13 protein-coding genes are annotated in these 14536 nt (G+C 38.5%); 6 read left to right on the top strand and 7 right to left on the bottom strand.

The window, feature by feature from the left end; all coding sequences use genetic code 11:
• The first annotated feature begins 30 nt into the window (after window positions 1-30).
• From JWR23_RS07245 to JWR23_RS07230, 4 genes are all read left to right on the top strand, one after another.
• Entirely contained in the window at window positions 31-768 is a 738-nt protein-coding gene (locus JWR23_RS07245; RefSeq protein WP_299514786.1) for an ATP-dependent Clp protease proteolytic subunit, read from the top strand.
• A 113-nt stretch (window positions 769-881) separates the two neighbouring features.
• A complete protein-coding gene (gene clpX / locus JWR23_RS07240; protein ID WP_299514783.1) occupies window positions 882-2120 on the top strand; it encodes an ATP-dependent Clp protease ATP-binding subunit ClpX in 1239 nt (412 codons plus the stop codon).
• Between the two features lie 180 nt (window positions 2121-2300).
• Window positions 2301-3152 (top strand): AMP nucleosidase, encoded by an 852-nt coding sequence (locus JWR23_RS07235; protein ID WP_299514780.1) that lies wholly within the window; start codon window positions 2301-2303, stop codon window positions 3150-3152.
• 90 nt (window positions 3153-3242) lie between these two features.
• A complete protein-coding gene (locus JWR23_RS07230; protein ID WP_299514777.1) occupies window positions 3243-4601 on the top strand; it encodes a pyridoxal-phosphate dependent enzyme in 1359 nt (452 codons plus the stop codon).
• A 53-nt stretch (window positions 4602-4654) separates the two neighbouring features.
• On the opposite strand, the gene JWR23_RS07225 is transcribed toward JWR23_RS07230, so the two are convergent.
• The 5 genes from JWR23_RS07225 to JWR23_RS07205 all read right to left on the bottom strand — a co-directional run bounded on the left by JWR23_RS07225 (window position 4655) and on the right by JWR23_RS07205 (window position 10302).
• On the bottom strand, window positions 4655-5815 hold the full coding sequence (locus JWR23_RS07225; protein WP_299514775.1) for a DUF6438 domain-containing protein: 1161 nt from the start codon (window positions 5813-5815) through the stop codon (window positions 4655-4657).
• Window positions 5816-5898: 83 nt separating this feature from the next.
• Complete coding sequence (locus JWR23_RS07220; protein WP_299514773.1) at window positions 5899-6270, bottom strand: DMT family protein; 372 nt, start codon at window positions 6268-6270, stop codon at window positions 5899-5901.
• A gap of 69 nt (window positions 6271-6339) precedes the next feature.
• Entirely contained in the window at window positions 6340-7896 is a 1557-nt protein-coding gene (locus JWR23_RS07215; RefSeq protein ID WP_299514771.1) for a glycosyltransferase family 39 protein, read from the bottom strand.
• 201 nt (window positions 7897-8097) lie between these two features.
• Window positions 8098-9405, bottom strand: a complete 1308-nt coding sequence (gene murA / locus JWR23_RS07210; RefSeq protein WP_299514770.1) for a UDP-N-acetylglucosamine 1-carboxyvinyltransferase — start codon at window positions 9403-9405, stop codon at window positions 8098-8100.
• A 153-nt stretch (window positions 9406-9558) separates the two neighbouring features.
• Entirely contained in the window at window positions 9559-10302 is a 744-nt protein-coding gene (locus JWR23_RS07205; protein WP_299514769.1) for a DUF4290 domain-containing protein, read from the bottom strand.
• Between the two features lie 199 nt (window positions 10303-10501).
• On the opposite strand from JWR23_RS07205, the gene JWR23_RS07200 reads away from it, so the two are divergent.
• On the top strand, window positions 10502-11599 hold the full coding sequence (locus JWR23_RS07200; protein WP_299514927.1) for a mandelate racemase/muconate lactonizing enzyme family protein: 1098 nt from the start codon (window positions 10502-10504) through the stop codon (window positions 11597-11599).
• A 70-nt stretch (window positions 11600-11669) separates the two neighbouring features.
• On the opposite strand, the gene JWR23_RS07195 is transcribed toward JWR23_RS07200, so the two are convergent.
• Window positions 11670-13040, bottom strand: coding sequence for a dipeptidase (locus JWR23_RS07195; RefSeq protein ID WP_299514921.1), 1371 nt, complete (start codon window positions 13038-13040; stop codon window positions 11670-11672).
• 177 nt (window positions 13041-13217) lie between these two features.
• Between JWR23_RS07195 and JWR23_RS07190 the strand changes: the two genes are divergently transcribed.
• The gene (locus JWR23_RS07190; RefSeq protein ID WP_299514767.1) at window positions 13218-14168 is read left to right on the top strand and encodes an SGNH/GDSL hydrolase family protein; all 951 of its coding nucleotides are present in this window, start codon (window positions 13218-13220) and stop codon (window positions 14166-14168) included.
• Here the strand turns inward: JWR23_RS07190 and JWR23_RS07185 are convergent, their stop codons facing one another.
• Window positions 14169-14336, bottom strand: coding sequence for a hypothetical protein (locus JWR23_RS07185; protein ID WP_299514765.1), 168 nt, complete (start codon window positions 14334-14336; stop codon window positions 14169-14171).
• Window positions 14337-14536 lie beyond the last annotated feature (200 nt).

Raw genomic sequence — 14536 nt, 5'->3', positions numbered from 1 at the left:
TGCATCACAAGAAATAAAACATACATACACATGAACAGTAATCCAGATAAAAACGAATTCAGAAAATACGCTGTTAAACATCACCGTATAAGCAGCACTTATGTAGATAAATTTATTGGCAGCGTAAATAGAAGCACTGCTCCAACAGGTATTGTTGGTGCAACCGGCGGCATAACCGGTATGACACCTTATATTATAGAGGAACGTCAGCTTAACGTGGCCCAAATGGACGTGTTCTCGCGTTTAATGATGGACCGTATCATCTTTTTAGGCGACGCTATTTATGAGAACATTGCCAACATTATACAAGCGCAATTACTATTCCTGCAATCTGCAGATGCAAAACGCGATATCCAGATTTATATTAACTCTCCTGGTGGATCAGTTTACGCAGGTTTGGGTATTTATGATACTATGCAATTTATATCTAACGATGTAGCTACTATCTGTACAGGTATGGCGGCGTCAATGGGCGCGGTATTATTATGTGCCGGTGCCGAAGGTAAAAGAGCAGCATTGCCACATGCGAGGGTAATGATACATCAGCCATCGGGGGGTGCGCAGGGCCAGCAATCTGATATTGAGATCACTTATCATGAGATCACTAAGCTTAAACAAGAGCTGTACCAGATCATTGCCGATCATAGCGGTGCGCCATACCAAAAAGTTTGGGACGCGTCAGATCGTGACCATTGGATGATAGCAGATGAAGCAAAAGAATTTGGGATGATAGACGAAATTTTAAGAGGCAATAAAACAAAGAAGTAATTTAGTAGTTCTAAGTCTTAAGTATATGATTTTTTGTCTCAATACTGACTATAAGCTAAGACTTTGTATATATCATACCAATTAAGTAAATTTGTTTAACAAGTAGTATCACAATGAATAAAAATAGTAAAGAGATAAGGTGTTCGTTCTGTGGCGCAGGCAAACAGGATTCCCTTATGCTTATAGCGGGGCTGGATGCACATATTTGTGATAAATGTGTTAACCAGGCTAATGAGATACTTGCCGAAGAGTTAAAGGTGCGTAAGGTTAAAACCTCGCCAACTTCGCCAGCTATATTAAAGCCGTACGAAATAAAGAGCCATCTTGACCAATATGTTATTGGCCAGGATGATGCTAAAAAAATATTAGCTGTTGCTACTTATAATCATTATAAAAGGTTAAACCAGCGCATAGATAAGGATGAGGTGGAAATTGAAAAATCAAACATCATCATGGTAGGTGAAACCGGCACAGGTAAAACTTTGCTGGCTAAAACGCTGGCCAAAGTGTTAAATGTTCCGTTTTGTATTTGCGACGCTACTGTGCTTACAGAAGCAGGTTATGTGGGCGAAGACGTGGAAAGTATTTTAACCCGTTTATTGCAATCTGCAGATTATGATGTAGCTACTGCCGAAAAAGGCATTGTATATATCGATGAGGTTGATAAAATTGCCCGTAAAAGCGATAATGCTTCTATCACCCGTGATGTATCAGGCGAGGGGGTACAACAGGCATTATTAAAAATACTGGAAGGTACCATGGTTAATGTACCACCACAAGGTGGCCGTAAACATCCCGATCAAAAAATGATCACCGTTAATACCAGCAATATCCTGTTTATATGTGGTGGGGCTTTTGATGGCATTGATAAAAAGATAGCCAATCGTTTGCGTACCCAAACAGTGGGTTACAAGTTAAAGGGTAATGATGGCGAGGTTGATCTTAAAAACCTTTACAAGTATATTACACCACAGGATCTGAAAGCGTTTGGTTTAATACCCGAGCTAATAGGCCGTTTGCCGGTGCTAACTTATTTAAATCCGTTAGATAGGGAAGCCCTCCGTAATATATTAACTGAACCTAAAAACTCTTTGTTAAAACAATACAAAAAGCTGTTTGAATACGAAGGCGTAAAGCTTGATTTTGAAGACGATGTGCTGGAGTTTATTGTTGATAAGGCAATGGAATTTAAGTTAGGTGCACGTGGCTTACGTTCAATCTGTGAGGCTATAATGATAGATGCTATGTTTGAGTTCCCATCAAAAAAAGATGTTAAGAAACTGAACATTACTTTAGATTATGCCCACGAAAAGTTCGAAAAATCTGACATTAAGAAATTAAAGGTGGCTTAACAACAACTACATAGTTAATAGCTATATTTGTTATAAGTGATTGTAAACCCTGGTGTAACGCCGGGGTTTGCTGTATAAAAAGCCTCACCCAACCCTCCTTGGTAGGGAGGGCTTACTTATTTTATAAACTATTAAACAATTAAAATCTCCCCTACCGGGGAAGATTGAGAGGGGGCTATTATGAATGAAGAATTAAATATAAAAAAAGACGGAGCAGTTCTTAAAGTTAAAGAAGTACAAAGCCCCATAAAATCCGGACTTAAAACAAAGGAAGCAATTGTGGCTAATTGGTTGCCGCGTTATACGGGTAGGCCGTTAGACGAATTTGGCAATTATATTATATTGACCAATTTTTCAAAATATATCCAGCTATTTTCAGAATGGCATGATAATGCCCCGATTATGGGTATGGATAAACCAATGCAAAGCGTAACTGCAAATGGTATAACCATTATTAATTTTGGCATGGGCAGCTCGGTAGCAGCAACGGTGATGGATCTGCTTACTGCTATACATCCAAAGGCGGTTGTATTTTTAGGCAAGTGCGGCGGCTTAAAACGTAAAAATAATGTAGGCGATCTGATATTACCTATTGCAGCCATAAGAGGCGAGGGAACATCAAATGATTATTTACCCCCGGAGGTGCCTGCATTGCCATCATTTGCTTTACAGAAAGCTATATCAACCACTATACGTGATTTTTCGTTGGACTACTGGACAGGTACCTGCTATACTACCAACCGCCGTGTTTGGGAGCATGATAAAAAATTTAAAAACTATTTGAAAGAATTACGTGCAATGGCTGTTGATATGGAAACGGCTACCATTTTCACCACTGGTTTTGCTAATAAAATACCTACAGGAGCGTTGTTATTGGTGTCTGATCAGCCAATGATACCGGAAGGTGTTAAAACGAATGAAAGCGATTCTAAAGTGAGTTCGCAGTTTGTAGAAACACATTTAAAAATAGGGATAGAATCATTAAAGCAATTAATTAATGGCGGCCTTACCGTTAAACACTTAAGATTTTAAGGTTAGTTGATAGGTTGAATAAGTAAATAGTTAAATTTGCATCGACAACTAGTCACACAATCAACTACTCACCAATCAACTACAACACACATGTGGTACAATAATATATTAGAAACCATTGGCAATACGCCCATGGTTAAGTTAAACAAAGTAGCAAAGGATATACCGGCAACGGTTTTAGCTAAAATAGAAACCACTAATCCCGGCAACTCTATAAAGGACCGTATGGCCCTTAAAATGATTGAGGATGCCGAAAAAAGCGGAAAGCTTAAACCCGGTGGTACTATTATAGAAGGCACATCAGGCAATACCGGTATGGGTTTGGCTATTGCCGCGGTTATAAAAGGCTACAAATGTATTTTTACCAGCACAGATAAGCAATCAAAAGAAAAATTTGACGCGCTGCGTGCATTTGGTGCCGAGGTTATTGTTTGCCCTACAAATGTAGACCCGGAAGATCCGCGTTCTTATTATTCGGTTTCATCGCGATTGGAGCGGGAAGTGCCGAATTCATGGAAACCTAACCAGTATGATAACCTTGCTAATACACAGGCGCACTATGAATCAACCGGCCCGGAAATTTGGGAGCAGACCGAAGGTAAAATAACGCATTTAATTGTAGGGGTGGGTACAGGTGGTACCATATCAGGTGTCGCGAAATTTTTAAAAGAGCAGAATCCGAAAATACAGGTATTAGGTATTGATACTTATGGTTCGGTATTTAAAAAATATAAAGAAACAGGCGAGTTCGATAAAAATGAGATATATCCTTACATCACCGAAGGTATAGGTGAGGACTTTTTACCTGCAAACGTAGATTTTAGCCTGATTGATCATTTTGAAAAAGTGACCGATAAAGATGCCGCTTTAATGACTCGTGAGATAGCCCGTAAAGAAGGTATTTTTGCAGGTAATTCAACCGGATCGGCAGTTGCGGGTTTATTGCAGATGAAAGATAGATTTAAAGAAGGTGATGTGGTAGTTATTATTTTCCCGGATCATGGTACACGTTATTTAGGTAAGATGTATAATGACGATTGGCTGCGCGATCGTGGTTTCTTAAAAGACGAGAAATTAACCGCCCGCGATATCATCACCAAAAAAGAAAGCCAGGAGATAGTTACTATTGATAGCGAAAAATCTGTTTTGGAAGCTATCAACACCATAAAATCGCTAAACATATCACAGATACCGGTTACACAAGCGGGTATGGTTATCGGCAAAATAACTGAGAGTGATATATTGAACGCGCTGTTAGAAAACCCATCGCTAAAATCTCAGCCATTAAAAAATATTACTACAGCGCCGTTCCCGTTTGTTGATCTGAATACATCAATAGATAGAATATCAGCCATGATAAATAATGATAATATTGCTGTATTAGTTGAAGATAACGGGAAGATTGGGATCATTACACAGTACGATATTATTAACGCGATATCGGCTTGATCGAGGTTTTAAGGTAAAAGGATAAAGGTAAAAGGTGTTGTAGCGTCTTTTAATTATTTTTCCTTTTCTGTTTCTCGCCAATGCATGTTTGTAGCATTCACTTCATAAAAATTAAGCCCGATATCAATGGTTATTGGTTTCCCTTTAATAATGAATTTATAATACCTGCCATCGGTAATTGCGTTATAAGACGAATTGGGTTTAAATATTGAATTACGATGATAGAACACCTCTATTTTATATAGAGGCAGGAAAGCTTTATTAGATAGTTTGCCTTCTAATAAATAGTTATAGAGTAAGAAATTTTCTGATTGTGTTAGACCAAACTCCATTTTTCCTTTGCTAAATACGGGAGACATTATTAAAGTAGTATCCTGAGAAAATTCAGGAAATTTGAGTGGTTTAAGAGAAATAGTTTGATATAAAAATTCTAAAGGTAAATATGCCCATACAAATTGAGTTGGTGCACTACGGCCATAATCAGAAATAGTTTTATAAATTTTGCCATTCTTTTCAAAAGTAACCGTAATAGTTTGATCGTCGGTATGTCCTGCCTCATAGCGAGTTTTCAATGAATCAATTGCAGCTTTTTTGAAATTATTAAGAATCTCTGTATACTGTTCTTTAGATATCAAACCCCTGTACAGCCCAATTTTAGTTGTATGGTGTTTGCCATCAAATAATACTGCACCATTAGATTGAATAATGGTATTTGATATTTGACATGTGCCAAAACAGCCGGATGTAGATATAATTATTTTGTCAAAATCTGGCATGTGATCTCTTGTAACATGTGGATGTACAAAATTGAAATATTCCTCCCCTCTTCCCATTTTCAATGAATCAGCCGATAATTTAAGGAGCTTAAAACTATACCAGTTTTTATTGTCTAAGTTGAATAAACTTAAGCTATCATCTGTAATTTTAAATGTAGATTTTGTCCCTAAAAGAAATTTCCAGCCATTATCTTTAAAGTAGCCTGTTTTGTTTTCAAAAGTATTGTCTAAATTAAATGAGTAACCAGAGGTAATAAATTCGAGAGAAGGGGATATAAGAATGATAGCATTATCTTGAATACGTGTTATAGGTTTAGATATAGCCTTAACTTTGATCCAATCACCTAATATATATTTCTTATTCTCTAACTGCTTTTGTTTATCAATACATGAGGAAAGAAATAAGCAAAGAATTAACAAATAAAATAAGCGGCTCATAATGAATAAGTTTAGGTAACACTAATTATAAGCAATATAACAATTCATCCGCACATCTACATATTTGCAAATCCACACATTCACTACCACTTCTTAAATATCACAAACACTGCCAAAACTATTAGTCCGAAACCAACCAAATGGTTCCAGGCAAACTTTTCTGTTTTGAAGAACAGAATGGAAAAGAGCATGAAAACTATTAAGGTTATAGCTTCCTGTATGGTTTTTAGCTGTACCAGGGTGTAGGGTCCGCCCTCGCCCTTAAAACCCGCGCGGTTTGCCGGTACCTGGAACATATATTCAAAAAACGCCAGTCCCCAGCTGATAAGGATAACAGATATCAGCCCCAGGTTTTTACCCCACTCGTAATCTTTAAATTTTAAATGCCCGTACCAGGCAAAGGTCATGAAGGTGTTTGATATGATGAGGAAGAGGATTGTTTTTAAGCCGCGCATGTATTAAAGTTAAAACGCAAAAATAAATGAAAATTGTCTGCACATCAGCAAATTTGCATATGCGCAAATTTATTCCATTCGTTTCTGGGCCAGCTCCTTTTTATAACCAATATTTAGTTGGGGTTTGGTTTCAATAAAATAAATGCCTGTGCCTTTTTCTACGGCTAATGGATTTTCAATTTCGTCTACCTTTTTATAGCTAACCAATACCGGCGCTAAACGTGCTATATTTTTACCGCCCCAGTCATCTACATAAATAATATATTTTGCATCCAAATTATCAGGCGCCCATAAAGTAAAACTGCTTCCTAATGATGCTGTTTCGGGTAAATTATATTGTTTCCCAAAATGATGTAAGGCACCTGCTTCGCCATAATTATCTGCAAATATTTGGGTGTTTTTGCGTTGTTCGGGCGTTAAACTGTAATACACCTTGGCTACTTTTTGAGTTAGCTCGTCCCAACCAAACATATCGCCGTAATCCTGGCTGGTGGCATGGTTTTTCCGATCTTCCCAAACAGTTATAAATTTCATAAAATGAGTATGCTTATTAACAAAATCAAAAAAAGATAAAGTTGGCTTTAACGGCAATACCGGTAATAGCATGGGAAACATTACTAAGTTTGGTAGAGTAAATAAACATACTACCAATGCACGCAAGGCCGTATGCTTAACATTTATCCAGCGCTCAAAAGCATAAGCGCCAGCAGCAAAAAGCATAGGATACGCGCCAAATATGTAATAGTTTTTACCACTCATTTCCATAAGGAAAATAAATATCAGCACATAAGCAAACGCCAGGAATTGAAATTTACGCAGCTTGAAGGAAAACAACAAAAAGCCAAACCCAATTAACCATAAAAATAAAGCAATGCCATTAACGCTTATTTGTTGCATAATAAAATCAGCGGGCTTGATATAGTTTAACTGGTTTTTTTGCAGCGTTTTCATATGGGTTATTATCGGCAAGTGATGCTGAAATTGCCATATAAGGTTGGGCAGGAATATTAAAAAAGCAACTGCAGCTGCGCCTAACACATGGCGGTTCAACAATAGTTTACGTTGTTTGGTAAGCAATAGCCCAAGTATTAATGCAATAGTAAAAAAGCCCATTGTATATTTGGTGAGCAGGCCAATGCCAATTACCACGCCTAATATATAAAGGTATTTTACAGAGTGGTGATTAATGTATTTGATGATAAGCCATACGGCTAAAATCCACCATAATTGGTCGAATACCACCGGCTGGAACAAGTAATCGCTGGCAACAAATGCTGGGGCGAAAATGAAACTTAAGCAAGCCAGCGTAATAGCAAACATTTTGCCGCCAAGCTCAACCGTTACTAAGCCAACTAACCAAACAATAAGGCCCGCGCATATGGTACTGAATATGCGCGCCGCAAAAACCGAGCTACCAAATACTACGGTAGTGACCTTAGCCAGCACCGCTATAAATGGCGGTACTTCTTTGTAACCCCAATCTAAATGATCGCCCAAAGCAAGGTGCAAAAGCTCATCGCGTTGAAACCCGAAATGAGAAATTGCGAAAAGATTTAATACTACTTTAATAACTACAAATACCAGTATAAAAGTGGTATAGGTTGATCTGCGGTTCTGATAAGGCATGCAGTTTATAATAGGTTTTTATAAAGATAGTAAATTGAGGTAAAAGTAGAAAGGTGAAATTTGAGGTGAAAGGTTAGGAGGTAAAAAGGCTTTTTCTTCTGATATGATGTTATTCGCATGTAGATAAAAGCGAAAAGGCTAAAGATACTGCAATATGCCAACCTTTAACCTTTTGCCTTTAACCTTCAAGCCTCAAAAAAATTATATTCTCTTTATATCAGCGCCTAAAGCCTGTAATCTTTTATCTATATGCTGATAGCCGCGTTCAATTTGCTCAATGTTATAGATGGTTGATTTTCCTTGTGCTGATAATGCTGCGATTAACAAGGATACCCCAGCGCGAATATCAGGCGAGGTCATGGATATGCCGCGCAACTGAACCTGCTTATCCAGGCCAATAACCGTAGCACGGTGCGGATCGCATAGAATAATTTGCGCGCCCATATCCAGCAATTTATCCACAAAGAACAGCCGGCTTTCGAACATTTTTTGATGTATCAGTACCGAACCTTTGGCCTGTATGGCAACTACCAATACAATGCTTAACAGATCAGGAGTAAAGCCCGGCCATGGTGCATCAGCAATGGTCATGATAGAGCCGTCAATAAAGGTTTCTATCTCGTAGTGGTCTTGTGCGGGTATATATATATCATCGCCCCTAAGCTCTAATTTGATGCCCAGTCGCCTAAACACATCGGGTATCATACCTAATTCCGGGTAGTGTACATTTTTTATGGTGATCTCAGATCCGGTCATGGCAGCAAGGCCGATGAATGAGCCGATCTCAATCATATCGGGTAACATTCTATGTTCTGTGCCGCCCAATTTGGTTACACCTTCAATAGTTAACAGATTAGAGCCAATGCCGCTTATTTTGGCACCCATGCGGTTAAGCATTTTACATAATTGCTGTAAATAAGGTTCGCAGGCTGCATTATAAATTGTGGTGATACCTTTAGCCAAAACAGCCGCCATTACAATATTGGCCGTACCGGTTACCGAAGCTTCGTCTAATAAAATATAGGTGCCTTTCAAATTTGACGCGTCTACATTAAAAAAGCCATTTTCGGGGTTGTAGTTAAACTGTGCGCCCAGCTTTTCAAAACCTAAAAAGTGGGTATCCAAACGCCTGCGGCCAATTTTGTCGCCACCGGGTTTCGGTATGGATGCCCTGCCAAAACGTGCCAGCAACGGCCCAACTATCATTATAGAGCCACGCAGACCACCGCCCTGAGCTTTAAAAGCATCAGACAAAAAAAAATCCTGGTCTATATTAGTAGCTTCAAAGGTGTAAGTATCTTCAGCAAGACGATCAACTTTAACGCCCATATCACCTAAAAGCTCTATCAGTTTATTTACGTCTTTTATATCCGGAATATTGCTGACAGTTATTTTTTGATCCGTTAGCAACACTGCCGACAAAATCTGTAAAGCTTCGTTTTTTGCACCCTGAGGAGTTATTTCGCCTTTTAAACGTTTGCCACCCTGTATTTCGAAAGCGTGAGTCATAGGTTGATAGTTAATGGTTCATAGTTCACGGGATGATCCTGAACTGAACAAAGATTATAAATAAATTTATGATTAGGATGATCGGTTTATAATAATAGGCTAATAGTGCATAGATAGAGCCCATTAACTATGATCTATGCATAAATTTAATTATTAATATTTTTTGCCGCCTCCACCGCTGTTACGGTTACGGTTATTTTGGTTGTTATTATTACGCGGATTGTTGTTGGTACGTCCGCCGCCACCGCCGCTGCCACCACGGTTGCTTTGGTTGCTGGTGCGTCCGCCACGATTGTTATTATTGTTTTGTGTATGTGTTTGCGGGCGATATTCAACTTTGTTCAAATTAATGGTTTCATCAACTTTCAATTCTCCTTTTGACAGTGCAACCAAATCGGCCAGGATAGTTTCATCAGCTACCGAATCCTTGTTCCATTGCACATAGGCCATTTTCATGAAGTTGGCAATAGCCTGTACCATGTGTTTACGGCGTTCGGGCTCTTCAATGCTTTTGGCTTTTTCTATCATCATTTCGATAGTTTTACCGTAGTGTTTATAGCGGATACGCTGGTTTGGATATCTTAATGGCTCGGGCTTAATATGTATAGCCTCTTCGGTTGGTTTAGGGTAGGGCGAATCTACATCAATCTGGAAGTTAGATATAATGTGCAGATGATCCCATAGCTTATGTTTAAAATCGGCAACATCGCGCAGGTGCGGGTTTAAAAAGCCCATCAGGTCTATTACCACCTGTGCGTAGCGGTTGCGTTCTTCTTTTGTGGGTAGCGCTACAATATATTTAACCATATTTTGTACGTTGCGGCCATATTCAGACAGGATAAGCTTGTTCCTGGTCGAGTTATAATCAAAATTTGCAGGCGTGTTTTCTAGAGCCATGTCATTGTTTTTTTAGAAAGTTTTAAGTTAGCCAGGCAACTTTTACCTGTAATGTTTAGGATAAAGGCGGCTAAAATTGAATATTATATATTTGGGTACAGCAAATATAGTGCAATAGTATGAATGTGTCAACTACTAACGTATATTGTTACTTTATTCGTACTATTAAAAAAATAAATTTAATGCTTTGAAAGAACAAATAACCATTACACATATAGATATATACCGTTTCAGTATCCCTATGGAGCCATTTACCATAGCTACTGGTACGATGAATCATGCGCAAAATACTTTTATAAGGGTACATACCGATGCCGGGTTTTACGGGGTAGGCGAGTGTTCTGCCTTCCCGATGATTGTTGGCGAAACACAGGATACCTGCCTGGTTATAGCTAAAGATTTTGCTAAATTATGGAAAGGTAAGGATGCGCTGAATATTCCCGAACGCTTACAACAATTGCATGATGCTGTTGCCGGTAACGGTACCATAAAGAGTGCGTTTGATATGGCACTTTATGATATTGCCGCTAAAAATGCAGGACTGCCACTTTATAAATTTTTAGGCGGAGAGAAGCGCGAAGTGGAGACCGATATAACCATTGGAATAGGTAGGCCAGAAGTAATGGCCGAAAAGGCGATTTTTTTTAAAAAATCCGGTGCTACTATATTAAAGGTAAAATTGGGCAAAAATGCGGTGGAGGATGTAGAACGCATTAAACAAATACGCGAAGCGGTAGGTGATGAAATAAAGATACGCATTGATGCTAACCAGGGCTGGAGCTTTGGAGATGCGGTTTTTGCGCTGCAAACTTTGGTGAAATACAATATAGAGTTTTGCGAACAACCCATGCGTACCTGGTATGATGATAAATTGCCGGAGCTGATGAAACTGTCGCCGGTTAAAATTATGGCTGATGAAAGCGTTTATAATCACCATGATGCCCGTAAGCAGATAGAAAGTGGCTCGTGCCATTACGTTAATATAAAAATGGCCAAAGCGGGTGGCATATATGAAGCAAAACAAATACATGACCTGGCGGCAGTTAACGGAATCCCCTGCATGATGGGGGGGATGCTGGAAAGCCGTATCGCGCTAAGCTCAAAACTGCATTTTGTTTACAGTAGTCCCAATATTAAATTTTATGATATGGATACCTGCATGCTGGGCCACTTGGTAGACCCATGTGTTGGTGGAGCTACTTATGATGGGTATTTCTTAAACATTGCAGATACTCCGGGAATAGGAGCAGACGCAGATGATAAGTTTTTAGAGAAATGTGAAAAATTTGTGATTTAAAGATTGAAGAATAGAGATTAAAGATTAGTTTCCAATATGCACCTAATCTTTAATCTCTAATAACTAATCTTTATTTGCTCAATTCCGCAAAATATTTATGAAACAACGGTATGGTTTCTATCCCTTTGTAATAATTAAAAATATCATACTTCTCGTTAGGCGAATGCAGTGCATCGCTATCTAATCCAAAACCCATTAATACAGTTTTTATACCTAATTCTGCTTCAAATAAAGAAACAATAGGTATGCTGCCGCCACCTCGTGTAGGTATTGGCGTTTTACCAAATGATTCTGTTATAGCTAATTGCGCGGCACGGTAGGCAATACTATCGGTAGGTGTTACAGCGGGTTCGCCGCCATGGTGCGGTGTAACTTTTACTTTTACTGATGGCGGGGCTATCTTTAAAAAATGATCGGTAAAAAGCTGTGTAATTTTCTCAGAACCCTGGTTAGGTACTAAACGCATAGAAATTTTTGCATTGGCTTTTGATGGTAACACGGTTTTTGCACCTTCGCCAATATATCCTCCCCAAATTCCGTTCACTTCCAAAGTAGGGCGGGTGCCGGTGCGCTCAAAAGTGGTATAGCCTTTTTCGCCCCATAGCTCGGCAACACCAAGGTCTTTTTTATATTCTTCTTCGTTATACGGTGCGGCGTTTATTTCTTTACGCTCGGCATCTGTCAATGCAATTACCTCATCATAAAAGCCGGGTATTGCAACATGGTTATTCTCATCATGCAAAGAAGCAATCATTTTAGCCAATATAGTAGCGGGGTTGGCTACCGCCCCCCCGTATACACCCGAATGCAGATCGCGGTTAGGGCCGGTAACTTCAACTTCGAGATAGGATAAGCCACGCAAACCGGTTTCAAGCGACGGGTGTTCCATGCTGATCATCGAGGTATCAGATATCAGTACCACATCAGCTTTCAACTTTTCTTTATTAGCTTTTACAAATATACCCAGGTTGTTAGATCCAACTTCCTCTTCGCCTTCTATCATAAATTTGATATTACAAGGTAGTGAGCCGTTTTGCATCATCAACTCAAAAGCTTTTACATGCATATAAAACTGACCCTTATCATCACATGCACCACGCGCATATATTTTACCATCGCGTATTGTTGGTTCAAACGGCGGTGTTTTCCATAGTTCCAACGGATCTGGTGGCTGCACATCATAATGACCGTAAACTAAAACCGTTGGTTTGGATGGGTTAATTATTTTTTCGCCATAAACAATAGGATAGCCTGCAGTTTGGCAAATTTCAACATGGTCTGCACCCGCTTCGCTTAGTTTTTTTGCTACATAATCGGCAGTTTTTAATACGTCAGGTTTATATTTGGGGTCGGCACTAACCGATGGGAAACGCAATAGTTCAAAAAGTTCATCTAACAAACGTTGTTTGTGTTGCTCTATATATTGTTTTATATCCTGCATTGCTGTCAATTTTGAACAAATATAACTCATGTTTATATAAGAACAGGAGGATATTGATATTTAGACTTATAAGTCAGGTTTTTGCAATTATACATTTGGTTAATAAATACTTAGCGTAGGTTAATGTATTTGATTGAACGTTTATATATATTTACACGTTGATTTTAATTGTAATAAATGAGTTATCGTAAGATAATTTTTCTTTCATTTATTCTTTCCATTTTGTTTTTCTCCGGTTACGCACAAATTCCTAGTTGTAGTGCTGCTGCTAAATTTTATGGTAAGGATAGTATTAATGTAACTACTTTCGGAGCGAGTACGGTAGCCGGCGTAGGTGGTTTTTCTTTCCAGACAGATTTACTGAACAATATTGAGTCATGTTATACCGGTGAAATTGTTAGTGTTACCACAAACGGTATTGCTGGCGAAACAACAACACAGGGTTTAGCAAGGTTTCCGGGAGCCATTGCCGGACGTACGGGGTTTGTACTGATATTAATGGGATCGAATGACGCGTTGGGTTTGGCTGCTAAGAAATTTAAAATTAGCGATACCGAAAAGAATATGCGGTATTATATAGAAACATCATTAAAGCATAACCTTATACCTATAATAGGTACCATACAGTTTTTTAATGATAAAAATAATCAAACCTATAAAACGGCAAATTTATATGTAAACCAAATAAATGCCTTATATAAAAGATTGGTGGACGAGTATCATGTTTACCTTGCAGATATAAACCGGGCGTTGGGCCGTGATTTTACCTTGTACCAGGATTATGTGCATCCTAATGCTGCGGGATATAAATTAATAAGTTATGTGTGGTTTGATGCAATTAATCGTGCAATTGATGATAAATTGTTGGTTATAGGCCTTAACCAAAATTACCCTAATCCTTCTATCGACCGTACTACTATCGGGTTCAGTTTATCGCAGGCGGGGCGTGTGCAGATAAATTTGTATAATATGACCGGGAGGCTTATTAAGAATATATATGATTCTTATCAAAATGCCGGTTATAGAACCATTAGTGTCTCTTTAAATAATCTTGATCCGGGTATATATATATATAGTATGCAGGTTGGCGGGCAGTTATTGAGCAAGAAAATGATAGTTACCCGGTAATTAATCAGCAGTAGCTAATATTACATTGGCGCTTTGAGTAGTTGCTTTGTTATCCAGATTTTCTACTTTCACTTTTACTTCTTCTGTTTTATTTTCTTTCCTGGTTAATGAAAATGCAGTTAATCCTGTTGTTAAAACTATCCCGGTTATTATTACTATTTTTTTCATGGTGTTAATTTTATTTAAGTTATATAGTTAAGATAAGAATCTGTCAGCAGTACCTAAATTGTTTTTTTCGCCGTTTCTGTCAGCAGTACCTAAATTGTTTTTTTCGCCGTTTCTGTCAGCAGTGCCTAAATTGTTTTTCTCAGTAGTAGTTCTGTCAGCAGTACCCAGGTTGTTTTTTTCGCTTGTAGTTTTAGCAAATG

The sequence above is a fragment of the Mucilaginibacter sp. genome (assembly GCF_028288205.1).
Classification (GTDB): Bacteria; Bacteroidota; Bacteroidia; order Sphingobacteriales; family Sphingobacteriaceae; genus Mucilaginibacter.
The sequence above is the reverse complement of the archived record's forward strand: the minus strand, read 5'-3'. Positions and strand labels throughout refer to the sequence as shown.

Excerpts from the sequence above, each read along its gene's own strand:
- JWR23_RS07245 (WP_299514786.1), top strand. The coding sequence starts at position 31 with ATGAACAGTAATCCAGATAAAAACGAATTCAGAAAATACGCTGTTAAA.
- clpX (WP_299514783.1), top strand. The coding sequence starts at position 882 with ATGAATAAAAATAGTAAAGAGATAAGGTGTTCGTTCTGTGGCGCAGGC.
- JWR23_RS07235 (WP_299514780.1), top strand. The coding sequence starts at position 2,301 with ATGAATGAAGAATTAAATATAAAAAAAGACGGAGCAGTTCTTAAAGTT.
- JWR23_RS07230 (WP_299514777.1), top strand. The coding sequence starts at position 3,243 with ATGTGGTACAATAATATATTAGAAACCATTGGCAATACGCCCATGGTT.
- JWR23_RS07225 (WP_299514775.1), bottom strand. The coding sequence starts at position 5,815 with ATGAGCCGCTTATTTTATTTGTTAATTCTTTGCTTATTTCTTTCCTCA.
- JWR23_RS07220 (WP_299514773.1), bottom strand. The coding sequence starts at position 6,270 with ATGCGCGGCTTAAAAACAATCCTCTTCCTCATCATATCAAACACCTTC.
- JWR23_RS07215 (WP_299514771.1), bottom strand. The coding sequence starts at position 7,896 with ATGCCTTATCAGAACCGCAGATCAACCTATACCACTTTTATACTGGTA.
- murA (WP_299514770.1), bottom strand. The coding sequence starts at position 9,405 with ATGACTCACGCTTTCGAAATACAGGGTGGCAAACGTTTAAAAGGCGAA.
- JWR23_RS07205 (WP_299514769.1), bottom strand. The coding sequence starts at position 10,302 with ATGGCTCTAGAAAACACGCCTGCAAATTTTGATTATAACTCGACCAGG.
- JWR23_RS07195 (WP_299514921.1), bottom strand. The coding sequence starts at position 13,040 with ATGCAGGATATAAAACAATATATAGAGCAACACAAACAACGTTTGTTA.
- JWR23_RS07190 (WP_299514767.1), top strand. The coding sequence starts at position 13,218 with ATGAGTTATCGTAAGATAATTTTTCTTTCATTTATTCTTTCCATTTTG.
- JWR23_RS07185 (WP_299514765.1), bottom strand. The coding sequence starts at position 14,336 with ATGAAAAAAATAGTAATAATAACCGGGATAGTTTTAACAACAGGATTA.